Genomic DNA, 18223 nt, shown 5'->3' on the forward strand with positions numbered 1-18223 from the left:
TCGGCGCGGCGAAGGGCGCTTGTGCGTCCGGCGTCCATCCCCCGCCGCGGCGGGTCCACCTCAAGGCTTGCCAGCCGCCCACCCTCCGGTCCCCGAAGGAGACTGTCGCCCATGGCTTGGAACGAACCCGGTAACGGCCAGAAGGATCCCTGGAACCGCAACCGATCGAGCGGGCGCAAGCCCGACATCGATGCGGCGATCAAGAGCCTCAGGGCCCGGTTCGGCAAGTTCGGCGCGGGTAGCGGCGGTGTCTTCGCCATCGTGCTGGTCTTCATCGTGGCCTGGCTGCTGGTCTCCAGCTACACCGTCATCGATGCCCGCCAGGTCGGCGTGGTGCTGCGCTTCGGCCAGTTCTCGCGCATCCTGCCGCCAGGGTTCCATCTCAAGGCGCCCAGCCCGATCGAGACCGTGACCAAGGTCGAGACGACCCAGGTGCGCTCGGTGTCCGACAATGTGTCGATGCTCACCCGCGACGAGAACATCATCGCGATCGACTTCAACGTGCAGTACCAGGTGTCCGACGCCCGGAAGTTCCTCTACTCCAACGCCGACCGCGAGGAGAACACCATTCACAACGCGGCCGAGGCCGCGGTGCGCTCGGTGGTCGGCGCCAACATCATGGACAACATCCTCACCACGCCGGGCGTCGACACGCCGGCACCGGACCAGGCGCCCGTCACCGGTGTCGCGCCCGCGGCGAAGGAAACCCTGCAGCAGCAGACGCGCGACATCCTCCAGGCCACGCTCGACAAGTACGACGCGGGCATCCTCGTCACCGGCGTCAGCTTCCAGAACGTGTCGCCGCCGAAGGAAGTGAAGGATGCCTTCGACGACGTCAACGCCGCCCGCGAAGACAAGCAAAGCGAAGAGAACAAAGCCCGCGCCTACGAGAGCCAGGTCGTACCGGTGGCACGTGGCGAAGCCGCACGCATCGCCGCCGAGGCGGAGGCCGATCGCGTCGAGCGCATCGCCCGCGCCAATGGCGACGTCGAGCGCTTCAACCTGCTGCTCAAGCAATATCGCGCGGCACCGGATGTCACCCGCCGGCGCCTGTGGCTGGAAACCGTGGAGGAAGTGATGGCCGGCAATCCGAAGGTCGTCGACGGCAGCAGCGGCAAGAACATCATCCAGTTGCCGGTCGAGACGAACAACGGCGCGGTACGCAACGTGCCGGGTGTGGGCACGGTCATCCAGTCCGCGACGACGACCGACGCCACTCCTAATCCGCCGCAGCAGGGGAGCGCCCAGTGAAGATCGTTTCCGGCCTCATCGTCGTCGCCCTCGTCCTCCTGGGCTTCAACAGCGCCTTCATCGTGAAGGAAGGCGAGAACGCGCTGCTGTTGCAGTTCGGCCGTATCGTGCGCGCCGACTACCAGCCCGGCCTGCATTTCAAGATTCCGGTGGTGCAGCAGGTGATGCGTTTCGACAACCGCATCCTCGGCCTGGATGCGCAGCCGGAGCGTTATTTCACGCTGGAGAAGAAGAGCGTCAACGTCGACTTCTACGTGAAGTGGCGGATAGCCGACAACGCGTCGTACTACCGTGCGACCTCCGGCGAACAGGTACAGGCGATCCAGCGCCTCACTCCGATCGTGAAGGATGCGTTGCGCTATGAATTCAACGCGCGTCCGCTCGAAGACCTCATCGCCGGTGGCCGCAAGGACATCACCGAGCGCGTGCGCCAGCAGACCGACTCGGTGGCCCGCAAGAACCTCGGCATCGCCATCGTCGACGTGCGGATCAAGCGTATCGACCTGCCCGACGAGGTGAGTGGCTCGGTGTACAAGCGCATGCGCGCCGAACGCCTGCAATTGGCGAACGAGCTGCGCTACACCGGACAGGAGAGCGCGGAGACGATCCGAGCGGACGCCGATCGCCAGAAGCTGGTGCTGCTGGCCGACGCCAACCGCGAGGCGACCAAGGTCAAGGGCGATGGCGATGCACAGGCAGCCGCCATCTATGCCCAGGCATACAGCCAGGACCCGGAATTCTTCGCCTTCTACCGCAGCCTCGCGGCTTACCGGAAGGCCTTCGCCGACGGCAAGGGCACCTTCGTGCTGAAGCCCGATTCCGAATTCCTACGCTACCTCAACGATGGCCCCGGCCGTCCGCGCTGAATTCGATCCACATCGCCCGGCAGGGCACCGCAACTAAAGAGAAGCATCAACATGGGTAAGTCAGTCGTCATTCTCGGCGCGCAATGGGGCGACGAGGGCAAGGGCAAGATCGTCGATCTCCTCACCGAACGTGTCGGCGCCGTCGCGCGTTTCCAGGGTGGCCACAACGCTGGTCATACGCTGGTGATCAAGGGCAAGAAGACCGTCCTGCACCTCATCCCGTCGGGCATCCTGCGCGACGACGCGCTTTGCCTGATCGGCAATGGCGTGGTGCTCTCGCCGGCCGCGCTGATGAGCGAAATCGCCGAACTGGAAGAGCAGGGCGTCGACGTGCGTCCGCGCCTGAAGATCTCTCCGGCCACGCCGCTGATCATGCCGTACCACATCGCCGTCGATAAGGCCCGCGAAGTGGCCTCCGGCGCCAAGGCCATCGGCACCACCGGTCGTGGCATCGGCCCGGCCTACGAGGACAAGGTCGCCCGCCGTTCCATCCGCGTGGCCGACCTCATGTATCCGCACGAGCTGCCGGAGAAAGTCCAGGCCGCCGTGGAATACCACAACTTCGTGCTCACGCAGTGGCTGAAGGCCGAGCCGGTCGACTACCAGACCGTGCTCGACGAAGCGCTCACCTGGGGCGAGTACCTGCGTCCGATGGTCGACGACGTCGCCACCATCCTGCACGACGTCCGTCGCGAGGGTGGCAACATCCTCTATGAAGGGGCGCAGGGCGCGTTGCTCGACATCGATCACGGTACCTACCCCTATGTCACCTCGTCGAACACCACGGTGGGCGGCGCACTGGCCGGTACCGGCGTCGGTGCTCGCGATATCGACTACGTGCTGGGCATCTGCAAGGCCTACGCCACGCGCGTCGGCGGCGGTCCGTTCCCGACCGAACTCAACGACGAGATGGGCGAACTCCTGCGCAAGAAGGGCAACGAGTTCGGCGCCAGCACGGGCCGTCCGCGCCGCTGCGGCTGGATCGACCTGGTGGCGTTGAAGCGCGCGGTGCAGATCAACGGCATCGACGGCCTCGCCATCACCAAGCTCGACGTGCTCGACGGCCTGGAAAGCATCAAGGTCTGCATCGCATACGAATACCGCGGCAAGCGTCGCGAGCTGGCGCCGCTGGACGCCGATGGCTGGGCGGAGTGCAAGCCGGTCTATCTGGAATTTCCGGGTTGGGAAGAGTCCACCGCGGGCATCCGCGACTGGAACAAACTGCCGCCCGCCGCCCGTGCCTACCTGCGCGCGGTGGAAGAACTGTCAGGCTGCAAGCTGGCACTCGTCGCCACGGGCGCCGACCGTGACGACACGATCGTCCTGGACGATCCGTTCGGCGGCGACGACAACTGCTGATTTTTTTCGGCATGCGGTCGGGGAAAACGCCAGCCATGTGCTGGCGTTTTTCTTGGGTCGGCTCGGCTTCGCCCTCGCGTTCGTTGTGTGGCTCGCGGGAGAGCTGCCGGGCGTCCCCCTCGGCGCGCCAGGCGGCGCCGAGGGGGACGCCCGGCAGCTCAGTCACGACCGCGGTGGGTTGAGGCGAAAGAGCGAAGGTCGTCGCACGCCGGACAGTGCACACCACACACCGCGACACGCTCGCCAAGCACCGCCCCCTGTTGGATCACTGCACCCTGGTGGGAGCCGACTTTGTCGGCGATCCCGCGGCAGCGGGCCCGGTCGAGGCAAGCACCCATCGCCGACAGAGTCGGCTCCCACCAGAGCGACGGCCACCCGAATGGCGGGTGCTGCTTATGCCGCACGACACCTCAGTGCTCGGGAGAGCCGTCGACCGCCACCCTCGCGCTGTTCTTTATGCGCCGTTTTCATTCGGCGATGGGTGCTCGCCAGGCCGCCCACCCTCCAACGCATGAAGATCGATCTCCTTCACCGACACCGGCCGGTAATCCGCGCCGAAGGCGACCTCGCCCAGCCGCCAACCCGCCTTGCACGTGACCGCGCCCCAGAAGCGGCGAAACGCCGCCCAATGCAGGCCCGTCAGCCCTTTCTCGTTGTCCGCATCCACCATCGGATCGCCGACGCCCGTTGGCCGGATCGGCTCGCCATGCAGCGCGGTGCCGAACAGGGAGTCCCAGATCGAGAAGACCTGCCCGAAGTTGCAGTTGTGCAGCGAGGGGCGGTCCGGGTCCACCAGCATGTGGTGCAGGCGATGGAACACGGGCGAGACGAACAGTCGGTCGAAGACGGGCCCGAAGCGCACGCGCACGTTCGCATGCGAGAAGTTCTGTACCAGTTCGCCCAGCAGCATCAACCAGGCGAATTCGGTGGGCGCGACGCCGATCAGCAAGCCCACGCCCGCCAGCACCATCGACTGCAGGAAGCCATCGACGAGGCTGCCGCGGTCGTTGGTCCAGCAACTCATCTGCCGCGTGCTGTGGTGCATGCTATGCAGCGCCCACCACCAGGGCAGCGCATGTTGCAGGCGATGCATCCAGTAATAGACCAGGTCGTAGATGACGTAATAGACCAGGAACAGCGCCAACGGATGGCTGTTCAGCGCAGGCACCCAGTGCACGATGCCGAGCAGTGAATCGTCGTTGCCTGTCGCGTCGGTCCCACCGAAGGCATTGCCGATCGGTGTCAGCACCAGATAGCTGAACATCGGGAAGATCCCGAGCAGCATCATCAACGTGTATTGCCAGTCCACCCGGGTGAGCTTGCGGTCCACCCACTTTTCGGCGGGAATCACCGATTCCAGTGGGCGGAACAGCAGCGCGATGATCGCCACTTGCAGGATCGAGATGAGGATCGCCCCCGCGATTTCGCGCGGATCGCCGGCCAGGCCGGTCAGGTGGAGCAGGGCGAGGAACGGGACGATGGCATGGGCACTCGTCCAGTCGACAAGATGGGACCATCCCGCGAACATGCTGGCTACCTTCGCAAGACCGTGCAGGTGCGCGCGGTCGACACTGCGATTAAGCTGCACGCCTCTTTCGTTGGGCTTTCCGCCATGCGCCACATTCCAGGGATCGACGTACGGACTTACGTGGGCAAGGACATCCTGCCCGTGGCCGAGGAATTGTCCGGGTTGCGCCAGGCCGTATTTCGCGACTGGCCTTACCTCTACGACGGCGACCGCTCTTACGAGCGGGACTACCTGGCCGCATATGCCACCTCGCCGCGCAGCGTTTGCGTCGTCGCCCGCGACGAGTCGGGGCGCGCGGTGGGTGCCTCCACCGGCATGCCTCTCGCCGACGAGGGCGAGACGTTCCGCAGGCCCTTCGAAGAACACGGGATCGCGCCGGGCGACGTGTTTTATTTCGGCGAATCGGTGTTACTCGCGGCGTGGCGTGGACGCGGCATCGGGCATGCCTTCTTCGATGCGCGCGAAGCGCATGCACGCGCATCGGGGACCTTCCGCTGGACGGCCTTCTGTTCGGTGCGGCGCGAGCCGGGCGATCCGCGCAAGCCGGCGAACTACCATCGAAACGACGCGTTCTGGCTCGGGCGGGGCTACAAGCCGGCCATCGACCTGAGCTGCACCTTGTCGTGGAAGGAAGTCGGCGCCGACGCGGCGACGCCGCACACGCTCGATTTCTGGATGCGTGAACTGGACAGGGAATCCGCATGACGCGCACGCTGGCCGAGTGGCTTGCCTACCAGGAGCGCACGCACCCGCGCGATATCGCGCTGGGCCTGGACCGCGTGCGCGCGGTTTGGGAGGCGATGGGCGCGCCGCGCCCGGCCCCCATCGTGATCACCGTCGGCGGCACCAACGGCAAGGGGTCCACGGTGGCCTTGCTCGAAGGCATGCTGCGCGCGGCGGGCTACCGCACGGGGTGTTACACGTCGCCGCACCTTCTCCGCTACAACGAGCGAATCCGCATAGAGGGCGAGGATGCCGCCGACGAGGCCCTGGTCGCTTCGTTCGAACGGATCGAGGCGGCGCGCGGCGACATTCCGCAGACCTATTTCGAATTCGGCACGCTGGCCGCGATCGACCTGATGGCGCGAGCGTCACTCGACGTCGCGATCCTCGAGGTCGGCCTGGGTGGCCGGCTCGACGCCGTGAACATCGTCGATCCCGATGTCGCCGTCGTCACCACGGTGGACCTGGATCACCAGGACTGGCTCGGCGGCGATCGCGACAGCATCGGCCGCGAGAAAGCGGGTATCGCGCGTGCGGGCAGGCCCGCGATCGTCGGCGAACCGGCACCCCCGGCCGGCCTGCTGCAAGCCTTGCGCGACATCGGCGCCCATATCGTCCGCGCCGGCGAGGCCTATACCGTCACCACGGCACCGGCGGAAGCCGCACCGGTGGGGGCAACTCCTGTGGGTTGGCGCTGGACCCACCGGGACGGCACGGTGCTCGACCTGCCGCGTCCGGCTCTCGACGCGCCGGTGCAGGTCGCCAACGCGGCGACGGCCATCGCCGCCATCCACGCCCTGGGTCCCCGTGTGGATGTATCGCCGGAAGCCATCCGGCGGGCCCTCGAACAGGTGCACGTGGCCGGCCGTCTCCAGCGCATCGCCGAACGTCCGCGCACCCTCGTCGACGTGGGCCATAACCCCCAGGCCGCGCGGGCGCTGGCGGCATGGCTGGACGCCGAGCCTTCGACAGGCCGCGTCTTCGCCGTATACGGCGCCCTCGCGGACAAGGACGTGGCCGGTGTGGTCGCCGCATTGGGGCGGCGGATCGACGGCTGGTTCCTCGCCGGCCTGGAGCGCGATACCCCGCGTGGCCTGCCTGCCGAGGCGGTCGCGGCCACGCTCGCCGCCGTGCTGCCGGGTTCTGCCGCCCAGGCGTTTCCGGATGTCGCCCAGGCCTGGGCGGCCGCGCGTGACACCGCGGGCGACGAGGACACCGTGCTGCTTTTCGGCTCCTTCTTTGTCGCGGGCGCCGCCTTGTCCACGGTCACGTGAACGTCGGCACGGGCAAGGCGCCGGGGCAGGTCCATTGCCGGTTATAATCGACGCGATTCGCTTTGCACCGGTCGTATGGAGCCTTCCTTGAAAACACGCATGCTGGGTGCCGCCGTCCTGATCGCCCTGGCGGTCCTGTTCCTGCCGATGTTGTTCTCCAGCACGCCGCCCAAGTCCGACGCCGACCAGACCGTCAGCCTGGCGATTCCGCCGGCACCGGACCGCGAACTGCAGACGCGCACGCTCGACGTGGCCCCGACCGGCTCCCCCGCGACGGTGAATGGCCCGCAGACGGCGGGCGCACCCACCGGTGCGGCACAGCAGCCCGCGCCCGCCGTTTCGGCACCTGCCGCGAGCGTCACCCCCGGCAGTGGCGGCCGCCTCGCCTCGGTGGACATCGCCTCGCGCAAGCCGGCGGACGCCCTGCCGGAAGATTTCGCCACCGCGCCTGCCGCCGGCAAGCCGGCGGCGACCCCGGTGAAGCCGGCAGCCAAGCCCGCCACCGCGCCCGTCGCCTCCGCGCCGCCGTCCACGCCGGCCGCGGCACCGGCGCTGCCGCCGGGCACCGCCGCGCGGGGCAGCTACAGCATCAACCTCAGTGCGTACGCGGATCGTTCCAAGGCCGACGCCCTCGTGCAGAAAGTGAAGGCCCTGGGCTATCCCGTGAGTACCGCATCGACCACGCAGGCCGGAAAGTCGCTTACCCGGGTCACCGCCGGGCCGTTCGAATCGCGTGCCGCCGCCGAGACCGCCCGCCTGAAGATCGTCGCCGCCGTCCCCGGCGCCCCGGCCAGCCTGTCGACCAGGGCCGAGACGCAGACCGCCGACGCCCCGGCACCGGCGCGCCCGGCCGCCACCCCGGCACCCGCCGCGGCCACGCCCAGCGTGCCCACCGCCGCGCCACGCGCGGGTGGTTTCGCTGTCCAGGTAGCCGCGGTCAGCAGCGAGACCGAAGCCACGCGCCTGCGCGACAAACTGCGCGGCGCGGGCATTCCGGGCTATGTGGACAGCATCGCCTCCAGCGGCGGCGCCAAGTTGTGGCGCGTCCGCGCGGGGCCGCAGACGCAGCGTGACGACGCGGTGCGCCTGAAGGACCAGATCAAGGCCAAGGTGGGTCTCGATGGGGTCGTCGTCCCGGCGCCCTGACGGGCCGGAGCGACTCCCATCGTGAATTCGAGGAGCGTCACGTGAATTGGGCCGACTACGTCATCCTTGCCGTACTGTTCATTTCGGTCTTGATCGGCCTCGCGCGCGGCCTCATCTCCGAAGTGCTTTCACTGGTGATCTGGGTGGCCGCGTTCTGGATCGCGTGGCTGTTCGGGCCGGTGGTCGCGCGTTACTTCGAGAGCAGCGTATCGCTGCCGACGGCGCGGATCGCCATCGGCTACGGCTTGTGCTTCATCACGGTACTGCTGGTCGGCGCCGTGTTCCGGTTCCTGATTTCGCGCCTGGTCTCGGGAACGGGGCTGGGTGGCATGGATCGGCTGCTCGGGATGATCTTCGGTCTCGCACGCGGCGTGCTCATCGTGAGTGGCGTGGTGTTCCTGCTGGGCTTCACGCCGTTGCCGAACGAGGCGATGTGGCGCGAATCCGCGATGCTGCCGCAGTTCGCCGCGCCGGCCGCGTGGCTTGGCCAGCAGGTGCCTGCGAACGTGCGCGAGTACATGCACCCACCGGCGGCGCTGCAGAACATGAAGATGCCGGACGTGAAACTGCCCAGCCGGGAAGAATTGATGAAACTGCGCGACATGACGATTCCCGCGCAGCCCTCGAAAGACTCGAATGCTCACCCTGCCGCCGCGACCACGGCGGCCTCTTCGTAGAAGGCAACACCCATGTGCGGAATCATCGGCATCGTCGGTACCACGGAAGTGGCATCGGCCCTGTATGACGGCCTGACCGTCCTGCAACATCGCGGGCAGGATGCCGCCGGCATCGCCACGGTGGATGGCGCGCGCCTGCGCCTGCACAAGGGCAACGGCCTGGTTCGCGACGTCTTCAATTCAGCGGGGGTCAGCAAGCTGCGCGGCCGCATCGGCATCGGGCACTGCCGCTATCCCACGGCGGGTTCCGAAGGTACCGAGGAAGCGCAGCCGTTCTACGTCAATTCGCCCTACGGCATCGCTTTCGCGCACAACGGCAACCTCGTGAACACCGAGACCCTGCGCAAGGAAATGTTCGAGGACGATCGCCGGCACATCGACACCGATTCCGATTCCGAGGTGCTGCTGAACGTGCTCGCGCATGAACTGCAGGTGGACGATCGCGGTGACCTCACGCCGGAACACGTCTTCAAGGCGATCTCGCGCGTCCATGCGCGCGCCCGCGGCGGTTATGCCTGCATCGCGCTGGTGCTCGGCTATGGCCTGATTGCCTTCCGCGATCCCAATGGCATCCGTCCGCTCGTGCTCGGCGAGCGCGTCACGCCGGAAGGCCGCGAATATGCGATCGCCTCCGAATCGGTGGCCCTCGACGTACTCGGCTTCAAGCGCCTGCGCGACATCGCGCCGGGTGAAGCGGTGATCGTCACCGACGGTGGCGAACTCCACGCGCAGCATTGCGCCGAAGGCGCCGTCCACGCGCCGTGCATCTTCGAGTACGTCTATCTCGCGCGTCCCGATTCGATGATCGAGGATGTCTCGGTGTACAAGGCGCGCCTGCGCATGGGCGAGAAGCTGGCCGAGAAGATCCTCCGCGAGCGTGGTCCCGACCATGGCATCGACGCGGTCATCCCCATTCCCGATACCTCGCGCACGGCGGCAAGCTCGCTGGCGCAGGCCCTGGGCGTGCCCATGCGCGAGGGGCTGGTGAAGAACCGCTATATCGGCCGTACCTTCATCATGCCGGGGCAGGGCGAACGGGTGAAATCGGTGCGCCGCAAGCTCAATGCGATCGACCTCGAATTCCGCAAGAAGAACGTGCTGCTGGTGGACGACTCGATCGTTCGTGGTACCACGTCGCGCCAGATCATCCAGATGGCGCGCGACGCCGGTGCGAAGAATGTGTATTTCGCCTCGGCCGCGCCGCCGGTGCGGTATCCGAACATCTATGGCATCGACATGCCCGCGGCCTCCGAACTGGTCGCGGCCGGGCGTACCGTGGAAGAAGTGGAGAAGGCGCTCGGTGCGGACTGGTTGATCTACCAGGACCTCGACGACCTCGTCTGGGCCGTCGCCGACGGCAATGAAGCGCTCACCCGTTTCGATACCTCGTGCTTCTCTGGCGAGTACGTCACGGGCGTCGAGGCGGGCTTCCTCGAGCAGCAGGAAGCACTGCGCTCCGACGCGGCCAAGAACGAGCGCCGCAGCGCCTGAGCGACAGGCGGCGCGGATGACGAATCACGCCGCCAGCGATCCATGAACGACCTGCACGCCGCCGCCCGACGTTGCCTCGATGCCGCCGATCCGGCCGAGAAGGTCCGGCTCAGCTTCGAGGCCTGGGCGTCCCTGCAAGCGGGCGAACTGATGCCGGACCCGTCATCGCCGCCGGCGCGTCCCATCGCGCTTCCGGGTCGGCCCGAACGTCCTCGCCTGGTCCCTTCCCGCGAAGTGGCACAGCGTGGCCTGGGCACGGCGGAAGGCCGCGCTGCGCTCGTGCATGCCATCGCGCATATCGAATTCAATGCCATCGACCTGGCCTGGGACGCGGTCTACCGTTTCCGCGGCAAGCCGCTGTCGTATTACCGCGACTGGGCCTCGTGCGCCAACGACGAGGCGCGGCATTTCACGATGCTGTCCAGCCGCCTCGCCGAACTCGGCCACGTCTACGGTGATTTCGACGCGCACAACGGCTTGTGGGAAATGGCGGAGAAGACCGCGCACAGCGATACGGCACGCATGGCCCTGGTGCCACGCGTGCTGGAAGCCCGCGGGCTCGATGTCACTCCCGGGATGATGGAGCGGCTGCGGCGTCAGGGCGACGAACGCACCGTCACGATCCTCGAAGTGATCTTGCGCGAGGAAGTGGCCCATGTGGCGGCGGGAACGCGCTGGTTCCATTGGTGCTGCGAGCGCGACGGGATCGAGCCCGAGACCACGTTCGCGCAGCTGCTCGCCGATTACATGAATGGTTCGCTGCGAGGTCCATTCAACCTGGATGCGCGCCGCGCGGCGGGGTTTTCCGAGAGCGAACTGGCCTGGTTAAGCACCCTGGGCTGAGCCGGCCGTGCCGCATGAGCTTGCCCGGTGGGAGCCGACCTTGTCGGCGGTCCCGCGGCATCGGGCCAGGTCACGGCAAGCACCCATCGCCGGCAGAGCCGGCTCCCACACAGAGCCCGGTTCCCACCAAGTGGCACCGCCGGTCAGGTATCAGCCGAGCGAAAGGCCGCGCAGGTCGACGGACTTATCGTCGATCGACAGGACCGAGCCGTGGTCGTACCAGTCGCCCAACACGATCCGTTGCGCAGGCGCGCCATCCAATTCGAATTCGTGGATGGCGGGCCGGTGCGTGTGTCCGTGCACGAGGCGACGGACGCCCGCGTGGCGCATGGCGTCTTCGACCGCGCCCTGGTTCACGTCCATGATCGTCTCGTCGATGCGGCCGGTGCGCGATTTGCTGTCGCTGCGTGCCTGCGCGGCGAAGGCGCGGCGCGCCTCCAGCGGCATCGAGAGGACCTGGGCCTTCCATGCTTCCGTTCTTACCTGGGCGCGAACGGCCTGGTATTCGACATCGTCGGTGCAGAGGACGTCGCCATGCATCAGCAAGGTGGGCACGCCTTCGATGTCGTGCACGGTGCCGTCGTCGAGCAGGGTCATGCCCGCGCGTTCGGCGAAGGCGGGTCCGAGCAGGAAGTCGCGATTGCCGACCATGAAGTAGACGGGAACACCGGCTTCGCTCAGGCCACGCGTCGCCTTCGCGATGCGTGCCGGCAGTTGCGCATCGTCATCGTCGCCGATCCATGCTTCGACGAGATCACCGAGAATGTAGAAAGCATTCGCCGAGCGCGCTTCGTCCGAAGCGAGGAAGTTTTCGAACAACCGGGTGATATCGGGCCGCGCCTCGTCGAGGTGCAGGTCGGCGATGAATAGCGTACTCATGCGGCCTTCGGCGGCGTCGGAGTTTTCTTCTCGCCCTTTTTGGGCGTGGCTGGTCTGGCCGGTGTGGTCGCGGGCTTCGCCGGTGCGCTGGCGGGGGCCGCGGTGGAAGAAGAGGGAGCGGGCGCCGCCTTCTCTTCGCCGACCACGCTGGCTGACTCGATGACGACCAGCGGATTCGGCACGTCGCCGACGAACGGACCCTGCGCGCGCGTGGGCAGGGCGGCGATCTTGTCGATCGTGTCCATGCCGGTGACGACCTTGCCGAACACGGCGAAGCCCCAGGTGAGGCCGCTCTGGTTGCTCACGTAGTCGAGCCGACGATTGTCGACGAGGTTGACGAAAAACTGTGCCGTACCCGAGTTCGGGTCGGTTCCGCGTGCCACCGCGACGGTGCCGCGCAGGTTGGAGAGTCCGTTGTCCGCCTCGCTGGGGATCGCCGCGCGGGTGCGCCGCTGTGTCAGGTCGCGACTGTAGAGGCCGCCCTGGACCATGTAGCCGTCGACGACGCGGTGGAACACCGTGCCGTCGTAGAAGCCGTCGCGCACGTACTGCAGGAAGTTGGCGACGCTCTTGGGCGCTTTCTCCGGGAACAACTCCAGGGTGAAGTCACCCTGGGTGGTGTGCATCGTCACGCGGGGATGCTCGACGGGGCCGGGCGCCGGTGTCGCCGGCTTGGTCGCCTGCGCGAATGCGAGGACGGGCAGGGCGAGGAGGACGCTGGCGAAGACGGCTTTGAGCATGGGTGACCGGTCGTGACGGTGGAACATTCCCGGCATGATACCCCCCTTTGCCGGGCGGATCGCGGTCATTCGGTCACGATCTCCAGTTCCAGGCCCAGCTCGGCCAGCGGCTCGCGTTCCTGCTCCAGGTCGGCTTCGGTCAGCGGATGCTGGTCGAGCCAGTCCGCGGGAAGGGCCAGGCGGAGACGCTGGCGCGTGGCCACGGCACGGATGCGCGGCAGCGCCTCCGCCCGGCGGGCACGACGAAACAGCACGCCCAGGCGCAGGATCGCCGTGATATGGCGGGCCAGCATGCGATAGCGCACGGGCAGCGCGGAGATGACCGATTTCTCGGGCTTACGCCGGTGGCACTCGACGATGGCCGCGAGCAATTGTTGTTCTTGCCGGGAAAAACCCGCCATGTCGGCGTTGCGCAGGATGTACGCGCCGTGGCGCTGGTGCTGGCTATGCGCGATGGCGAGGCCGAGTTCGTGTACGCGCGCGGCCCAGGAAAGCCACTCGCGCGCGTCGTTGTCGAGCTTCCAGACCTTGGCCAACTGGTCGAACAAGGCCAGCGCGGTGGTCTCCACGCGGCGGGCCTGGGCCCGGTCGACGCCATAGCGGCTGGCCAGCGAATCGATGCTGGCCATGCGCGGATCGGTGCCGGCCGAGCGGCCGATGAGGTCCCAGAGCAGGCCTTCGCGCATGGAACTTTCCGAAACGCGCAGGCGATCGATGCCGAGGGCGTCGAACGCGGCCTCGAAGATCGCCACGCCACCCGCGAATACCTCGGCACGATCATCGGCAAGGCCCGGCAGTTTCAGCGTGGCGGAGGACCCTTGCTCGATGAGCGCCTCGCGGACCGCCGCGAGCGATTCCGGCGTGATGCCGTCGTCGGACAACTTCATGGCCCGGACCACCGAGCCGATGGCTTTCGCGGTGCCCGATGAACCATAGGTATCGGCCCAGCCGGCTTCACGGTAATCCTCCGAAAATTGCTGGAGCAGCACGCCGATCTCGCGGCGCGCCCGCAACCAGCGCTTTCGGGTGATCTTTCCACCGGGGAAGAAGCGCAGCGTCGAGGCGATGCAACCCACCTGCACGCTCTCGGTGAGGATGGGCGACGTGCCACGGCCGACGATGAATTCGGTACTGCCCCCGCCGATGTCGATCACCAGGCGATGATCGCGCGAGGCGGGCAGGTCGTGTGCCGCGCCCAGGAAGATCAGGCGGCCTTCCTCGCGTCCCGAGACGATTTCCACCGGATGGCCCAGGGCCGCCTCGGCCGCGGAGAGGAAAGCATGTGGCGAGGCCAGCCGGCGCACGGTGTTGGTCGCCACGGCCCGCACGTGCAGGGCGGGAATGCCGGCGATGCGTTGGCCGAAACGTGCGAGGCTGGCGAGCGCGGCGGCACGATGGTTGGCATCCAGCGTGCCGTCGGGGCGCAGGCCCACGGCCATGCGCACGGAATCACGCAGGCGGTCGATCACGCGGGGTTCGCCGTGTTCGTAGCGGGCGACGACCATATGGAAGCTGTTGGAGCCGAGGTCGACGGCGGCGAGCAATTCGCCTTCGTTGATCTGCGATTTACCTGTCGGTGCCAAGGTGGAGTGTCCGCAGCGGCGTGTCGGTGGATTCTGGCATGGTGCCGGGTCTTGCGTGCAAGCACGTGAATCGTGTGTGCATGGGTGGAGATGTCACGAAGAACGGAGGCGGGTGCCCGCCGAGAGGCGGCGCGGCGGCTTCGGCAGCGCCGAGAGAACGAACAACACGATGCAAAGGAAACCGAACACCCAGTAGTCGCTGGGCGCCGGTCCCCACCAATGACGATGCCAGGGCACGTCGACCGGATTGAAGCGTTCCAGCCCGAACGCCGGGTTCAGCACGAACCACAGGCCGTCCTCCGCGACCCAGAACAGCATCACGCAGGCGATCGCACGAACTTGTGCCCGCCAGCTCCAGAAACCACGGAACACCATCGGAAAATGGAAAAACAAGGCGATGAACGGGAAGACCCATGCGTGGTACCCGGTCATGGGCCGCCCGCCCCAGAGCAGGTCGAGCAGCCAGTGGTGATCGACGCGCCAGGTCGGCAGGCTGGTGGCCCAGCCGTTGGGGCCTTCGATCTCGATCTCCACGTGGGCGAACATGAAGGCGAGCAGCAAGGTGAACAGGGCGGTCGAGACGACGGCGGCGAGTCGGCGACGCGGCGAATGACTCATGTACCGTCCAGGTCGGCGAGCACCGTGTCGATCACCTCGCGCGCCGCATGTGGGCGGCCGATCGCACGTGCGCTGGCGGCCATGGCGGCCAGGCGCGCGGGATGGGCACGGAGTTCGCCGATCCGCCAGGCCAGGGCCACGGCATCGATGGCTTTCCATGCCGCGCCCTGTTCCAGCAGGTAGTCCGCATTGCGTTCTTCCTGGCCGGGAATCGGTGCGTTGACGATCATGGGCAGGCCCATCGCCAGGCACTCCGACGTGGTGAGGCCGCCGGGCTTGGTGATGGCGAGGTCGCAACAGGCCATCACGCGCTCGACATGGCGGGTGAACCCGTGTGGAAACAGGCGTCCCACGTGCCTCGTAGCCGCGAGCGTGCGCAGGCGCTCCAGCATCGCGGCGTTGCGGCCGGCAAGGACCACCAACTGGAAATCCCCGCCTTTGGAAAGCAGCGTGTCGGCCAGTTCGTCGAGCGCACCCACGCCTGCGCCACCACCCATCACCAGGTAAGCCGGCCGGTCGGGGTCCATGCCGAACGATTCGGCAAGGGCGCGGCGATCCTGCGGCTCGGCGAACGCAGGCATCACCGGGATGCCCGTGGTGTGCACGCGCGACGCGGGCAGCCCGACCGCACGCATGCGTTGCGCGATCTCGGGGCTGGCGGCGAAGTAGCCGGTCATCTCCGGGATCACCCACATGCGGTGCAGGTCGAAATCGGTGACCTGCAGCCATACGGGCACCGTGATGCGACCCTTGCGAATCTGCCGCATCAACATCTCGGCAGGCAGGAAATGCGTGCAGACGATCGCGTCCGGAGCGAACTGCGCGATCGCCGCGCGCAGCCGGCGTGTATGCAGCCGCTCGATCGTACGGCGCATGCGCTGGGTCACCGCTTCGGGCCGCGTGTCGTCGGTGATGCGATAGAGCATGCCCCACAGTTGCGGGTGCCGCGTGATGAGGCGCAGGTAGAAATCCGCATAGACACGCCGGAAGCTCGACGGCACGTAGTCCATGACGTCGAGATGCTTCGCCTCGATCTCACGCCCGCCGGTCGCGAGTGCGGACACGGTCGCATCGAGGGCTTCCGCGGCGCGCACATGCCCCGCGCCAGCGGATACCGACAGGAGCAGGATGCGCCGCTTCACCCGCTATAAGCCGCAAGCAGGGCCTGCTGCGCGCTATACGGCGCCTCGCCCTTCGCCGGATGGCTGCGCGTGTAGCGCCCATCCTTGCCCAACAGCCACGCCTGCGTGTTGTCGCGCAGGTAGTTGGCCAGTGTCTCGTCGTACACGCGGCGTGCCAGCGCCGGTTCGAGGATGGGCACGCCGACCTCGATGCGGCGCATGAGGTTGCGCTCCATCCAGTCGGCGCTGGCGCAATACAGTTCCGGCGCACCATCGTTGCCGAACCAGTAGACACGGCTGTGTTCGAGGAATCTGCCGATGATCGAGCGCACGCGGATGTTTTCGGAGATACCGGGGACGCCCGGCCGCAGCGTGCACGCGCCGCGAATGATGAGGTCGATCTGCACGCCCGCCATCGACGCGCGATACAGGGCCTCGACCACGTGCGCTTCGTTCAGCGCGTTGAGCTTGGCGACGATACGGCCAGGCCGGCCGTTGCGGGCGTGCTCGATCTCGCGTTCGATCTTGCCCATCACGCTGCTGTACAACGTGAAAGGGGAGTGCAACAGGCGCTTGAGCTGGATCATCGGGCCGAGGCCCGACAGCTGCTGGAAGACCTTGTGGATGTCCTCGCCGATTTCCGGGTCGGCGGTCATGAGACCGATGTCCGTGTAACCGCGGCTGTTTCCCTGGTGGTAATTTCCCGTCGACAGGTGCACGTAGCGCCGCAGCACGCCGCCCGCCTCGCGCCGCACGATCAGCAGCATCTTCGCGTGCGTCTTGTAGCCGACCACGCCGTAGACCACCTGCACGCCGGCTTCCTGCAAGCGGTTGGCCAGGCCGATGTTGGCCTCTTCGTCGAAGCGCGCGCGCAACTCGATCACTACCGTGACGTCCTTGCCGTTGCGTGCCGCCTCCACCAGGAGATCGACCAGGGGCGAATCCTTGCCCGCGCGATAGAGCGTCTGCTTGATCGCCAGCACGCCGGGGTCCTGCGCGGCACGGCGCAGAAGCTCGACCACCGAGGCGAAGGACTCGTAGGGATGGTGCAGCAGCACGTCGCGCGTGCCGAGCACGTCGAACTCGTTCACCCCTTTCTCGAACGCGGGAGACAGGCGTGGAGTGAACCGGGGGAACTTGAGTTCGGGACGGTCGATCTGGTCGTAGATCAGGCCGGCGCGGATGATGTTGACCGGGCCGTCGCATCGATAGACATCGGCTTCCTCCAACTGGAAGTTCGCGATCAGCATCTCGGTGATGGCGCGAGGACAGTCGGCGCCTACTTCGAGGCGGACGGGACGCGCATAGCCGCGTCCGGCGAGTTCCTCGCTCAGGGCGCGGGCGAGGTTCTCCACCTCGGCCTCCTCGACCACGAGTTCGCTGTTGCGCGTGACCCGGAACTGGTACGTGGAGCAGACCTGGAAACCGGGGAAGATCTCGTCGGCGAAGGCTTGCAGCACTTCCGCCAGGAAGACGAAATCTCCGTCGCCGTCCGAGACCGCGGCGGGCAGGTGGATGATCCGGGGCAGGGAGCGTGGCGCGCGCACGAGGGCCATATGACCCTCACGGCCGAAGGCGTCGCGGCCCTTGAGCACCACGGCGAGGTTGAGCGTCTTGTTGAGGATGCGCGGGAACGGATGTGCGGGGTCCAGCCCCAGCGGCGACAGCACCGGCATGATCTCGTTCTGGAAGTAACCCAGCAGCCAGCGGCGCTGCTTGTCGCTCCAGTCGTCGCGGGTGAGGAAACGGATGCCTTCGGTGGCCAGCGCCGGCAGCAGTTCGTCGCGCCAGGTGCCGTACAACTCGGTGACCAACTCCAGCGTGCGCTCGCGGATGCGCGTGAGGATCTCGCTGGACGACAGTCCGTCCGCGCCCGGAATGGCCGCGCCGAGCGCGTGCTTGTGCTTGAGCACCGCCACGCGCACCTCGAAGTACTCGTCGAGGTTGTTGCTGACGATGGTCAGGTAACGCAGCCGCTCCAGGGCGGGTACGTCCGGATCGCGGGCCTGGGCGAGCACGCGGAAGTTGAATTCCAGTGCCGCCAGTTCGCGGTTGATGTACAGCTCGGGGGCGCCGAGGTCGACAGGATCGCTCATTCGTTCCGCTGGTCTTTTCACGGCAGCC

General features: G+C 67.1%; 16 protein-coding genes. 9 read left to right on the plus strand and 7 right to left on the minus strand.

Annotated elements, in window-relative coordinates:
- Positions 1 to 111: 111 nt before the first annotated feature.
- The 3 genes from hflK to ACN9M2_RS06665 are packed head-to-tail and all read left to right on the plus strand — an operon-like array spanning position 112 to position 3476.
- Positions 112 to 1251 carry an FtsH protease activity modulator HflK gene (gene hflK / locus ACN9M2_RS06655; RefSeq protein ID WP_426287333.1) on the plus strand — a complete coding sequence of 380 codons (1140 nt, stop codon included), beginning with the start codon at positions 112 to 114 and terminating at the stop codon, positions 1249 to 1251.
- Complete coding sequence (hflC, locus tag ACN9M2_RS06660) at positions 1248 to 2117, plus strand: protease modulator HflC (protein ID WP_426287334.1); 870 nt, start codon at positions 1248 to 1250, stop codon at positions 2115 to 2117. The genes hflK and hflC overlap by 4 nt, the downstream gene beginning before the upstream one ends.
- A gap of 51 nt (positions 2118 to 2168) precedes the next feature.
- Positions 2169 to 3476 carry an adenylosuccinate synthase gene (locus tag ACN9M2_RS06665; RefSeq protein ID WP_426287335.1) on the plus strand — a complete coding sequence of 436 codons (1308 nt, stop codon included), beginning with the start codon at positions 2169 to 2171 and terminating at the stop codon, positions 3474 to 3476.
- Between the two features lie 454 nt (positions 3477 to 3930).
- Here ACN9M2_RS06665 and ACN9M2_RS06670 read toward each other — a convergent pair whose 3' ends face one another.
- Complete coding sequence (locus ACN9M2_RS06670; RefSeq protein ID WP_426287879.1) at positions 3931 to 5004, minus strand: sterol desaturase family protein; 1074 nt, start codon at positions 5002 to 5004, stop codon at positions 3931 to 3933.
- Positions 5005 to 5088: 84 nt separating this feature from the next.
- Between ACN9M2_RS06670 and ACN9M2_RS06675 the strand changes: the two genes are divergently transcribed.
- The 6 genes from ACN9M2_RS06675 (at position 5089) to ACN9M2_RS06700 (ending at position 11158) form a co-directional block, all read left to right on the plus strand.
- Positions 5089 to 5709, plus strand: a complete 621-nt coding sequence (locus ACN9M2_RS06675) for a GNAT family N-acetyltransferase (RefSeq protein ID WP_426287336.1) — start codon at positions 5089 to 5091, stop codon at positions 5707 to 5709.
- Positions 5706 to 7001: a bifunctional tetrahydrofolate synthase/dihydrofolate synthase gene (folC, locus tag ACN9M2_RS06680; RefSeq protein WP_426287337.1), complete on the plus strand. Its 1296-nt coding sequence runs from the start codon at positions 5706 to 5708 to the stop codon at positions 6999 to 7001. The genes ACN9M2_RS06675 and folC overlap by 4 nt, the downstream gene beginning before the upstream one ends.
- An 87-nt stretch (positions 7002 to 7088) precedes the next feature.
- Positions 7089 to 8147, plus strand: a complete 1059-nt coding sequence (locus ACN9M2_RS06685; RefSeq protein ID WP_426287338.1) for an SPOR domain-containing protein — start codon at positions 7089 to 7091, stop codon at positions 8145 to 8147.
- Between the two features lie 41 nt (positions 8148 to 8188).
- Complete coding sequence (locus ACN9M2_RS06690) at positions 8189 to 8824, plus strand: CvpA family protein (RefSeq protein ID WP_426287339.1); 636 nt, start codon at positions 8189 to 8191, stop codon at positions 8822 to 8824.
- 12 nt (positions 8825 to 8836) lie between these two features.
- Positions 8837 to 10315 (plus strand): amidophosphoribosyltransferase, encoded by a 1479-nt coding sequence (purF, locus tag ACN9M2_RS06695; protein ID WP_426287340.1) that lies wholly within the window; start codon positions 8837 to 8839, stop codon positions 10313 to 10315.
- A 42-nt stretch (positions 10316 to 10357) separates the two neighbouring features.
- Positions 10358 to 11158, plus strand: a complete 801-nt coding sequence (locus ACN9M2_RS06700; protein ID WP_426287341.1) for a ferritin-like domain-containing protein — start codon at positions 10358 to 10360, stop codon at positions 11156 to 11158.
- A 150-nt stretch (positions 11159 to 11308) separates the two neighbouring features.
- On the opposite strand, the gene ACN9M2_RS06705 is transcribed toward ACN9M2_RS06700, so the two are convergent.
- The 6 genes from ACN9M2_RS06705 to ppk1 all read right to left on the minus strand — a co-directional run bounded on the left by ACN9M2_RS06705 (position 11309) and on the right by ppk1 (position 18195).
- Positions 11309 to 12037 (minus strand): UDP-2,3-diacylglucosamine diphosphatase, encoded by a 729-nt coding sequence (locus ACN9M2_RS06705; protein ID WP_426287342.1) that lies wholly within the window; start codon positions 12035 to 12037, stop codon positions 11309 to 11311.
- The gene (locus ACN9M2_RS06710) at positions 12034 to 12777 is read right to left on the minus strand and encodes a peptidylprolyl isomerase (RefSeq protein WP_426287343.1); all 744 of its coding nucleotides are present in this window, start codon (positions 12775 to 12777) and stop codon (positions 12034 to 12036) included. Before ACN9M2_RS06710 ends, ACN9M2_RS06705 begins: the two co-directional genes overlap by 4 nt.
- Positions 12778 to 12842: 65 nt before the next feature.
- Complete coding sequence (locus tag ACN9M2_RS06715) at positions 12843 to 14360, minus strand: exopolyphosphatase (protein ID WP_426287344.1); 1518 nt, start codon at positions 14358 to 14360, stop codon at positions 12843 to 12845.
- Positions 14361 to 14453: 93 nt separating this feature from the next.
- Complete coding sequence (locus tag ACN9M2_RS06720; RefSeq protein ID WP_426287345.1) at positions 14454 to 14978, minus strand: hypothetical protein; 525 nt, start codon at positions 14976 to 14978, stop codon at positions 14454 to 14456.
- Positions 14975 to 16120, minus strand: a complete 1146-nt coding sequence (locus tag ACN9M2_RS06725) for an MGDG synthase family glycosyltransferase (RefSeq protein ID WP_426287346.1) — start codon at positions 16118 to 16120, stop codon at positions 14975 to 14977. The genes ACN9M2_RS06720 and ACN9M2_RS06725 overlap by 4 nt, the downstream gene beginning before the upstream one ends.
- Positions 16117 to 18195 carry a polyphosphate kinase 1 gene (gene ppk1 / locus ACN9M2_RS06730; RefSeq protein ID WP_426287347.1) on the minus strand — a complete coding sequence of 693 codons (2079 nt, stop codon included), beginning with the start codon at positions 18193 to 18195 and terminating at the stop codon, positions 16117 to 16119. The genes ACN9M2_RS06725 and ppk1 overlap by 4 nt, the downstream gene beginning before the upstream one ends.
- Between the last annotated feature and the right edge of the window lie 28 nt (positions 18196 to 18223).

It is taken from the genome of Luteibacter sp. E-22, from assembly GCF_049913125.1.
In the GTDB taxonomy this organism is placed as follows: domain Bacteria; phylum Pseudomonadota; class Gammaproteobacteria; order Xanthomonadales; family Rhodanobacteraceae; genus Luteibacter.

Bases quoted from the DNA above. Each gene is read 5' to 3' on its own strand.
- hflK (WP_426287333.1), top strand. From the start codon at position 112: ATGGCTTGGAACGAACCCGGTAACGGCCAGAAGGATCCCTGGAACCGC.
- ACN9M2_RS06665 (WP_426287335.1), top strand. From the start codon at position 2,169: ATGGGTAAGTCAGTCGTCATTCTCGGCGCGCAATGGGGCGACGAGGGC.
- ACN9M2_RS06670 (WP_426287879.1), bottom strand. From the start codon at position 5,004: ATGTTCGCGGGATGGTCCCATCTTGTCGACTGGACGAGTGCCCATGCC.
- ACN9M2_RS06675 (WP_426287336.1), top strand. From the start codon at position 5,089: ATGCGCCACATTCCAGGGATCGACGTACGGACTTACGTGGGCAAGGAC.
- folC (WP_426287337.1), top strand. From the start codon at position 5,706: ATGACGCGCACGCTGGCCGAGTGGCTTGCCTACCAGGAGCGCACGCAC.
- purF (WP_426287340.1), top strand. From the start codon at position 8,837: ATGTGCGGAATCATCGGCATCGTCGGTACCACGGAAGTGGCATCGGCC.
- ACN9M2_RS06700 (WP_426287341.1), top strand. From the start codon at position 10,358: ATGAACGACCTGCACGCCGCCGCCCGACGTTGCCTCGATGCCGCCGAT.
- ACN9M2_RS06705 (WP_426287342.1), bottom strand. From the start codon at position 12,037: ATGAGTACGCTATTCATCGCCGACCTGCACCTCGACGAGGCGCGGCCC.
- ACN9M2_RS06710 (WP_426287343.1), bottom strand. From the start codon at position 12,777: ATGCTCAAAGCCGTCTTCGCCAGCGTCCTCCTCGCCCTGCCCGTCCTC.
- ACN9M2_RS06720 (WP_426287345.1), bottom strand. From the start codon at position 14,978: ATGAGTCATTCGCCGCGTCGCCGACTCGCCGCCGTCGTCTCGACCGCC.
- ppk1 (WP_426287347.1), bottom strand. From the start codon at position 18,195: ATGAGCGATCCTGTCGACCTCGGCGCCCCCGAGCTGTACATCAACCGC.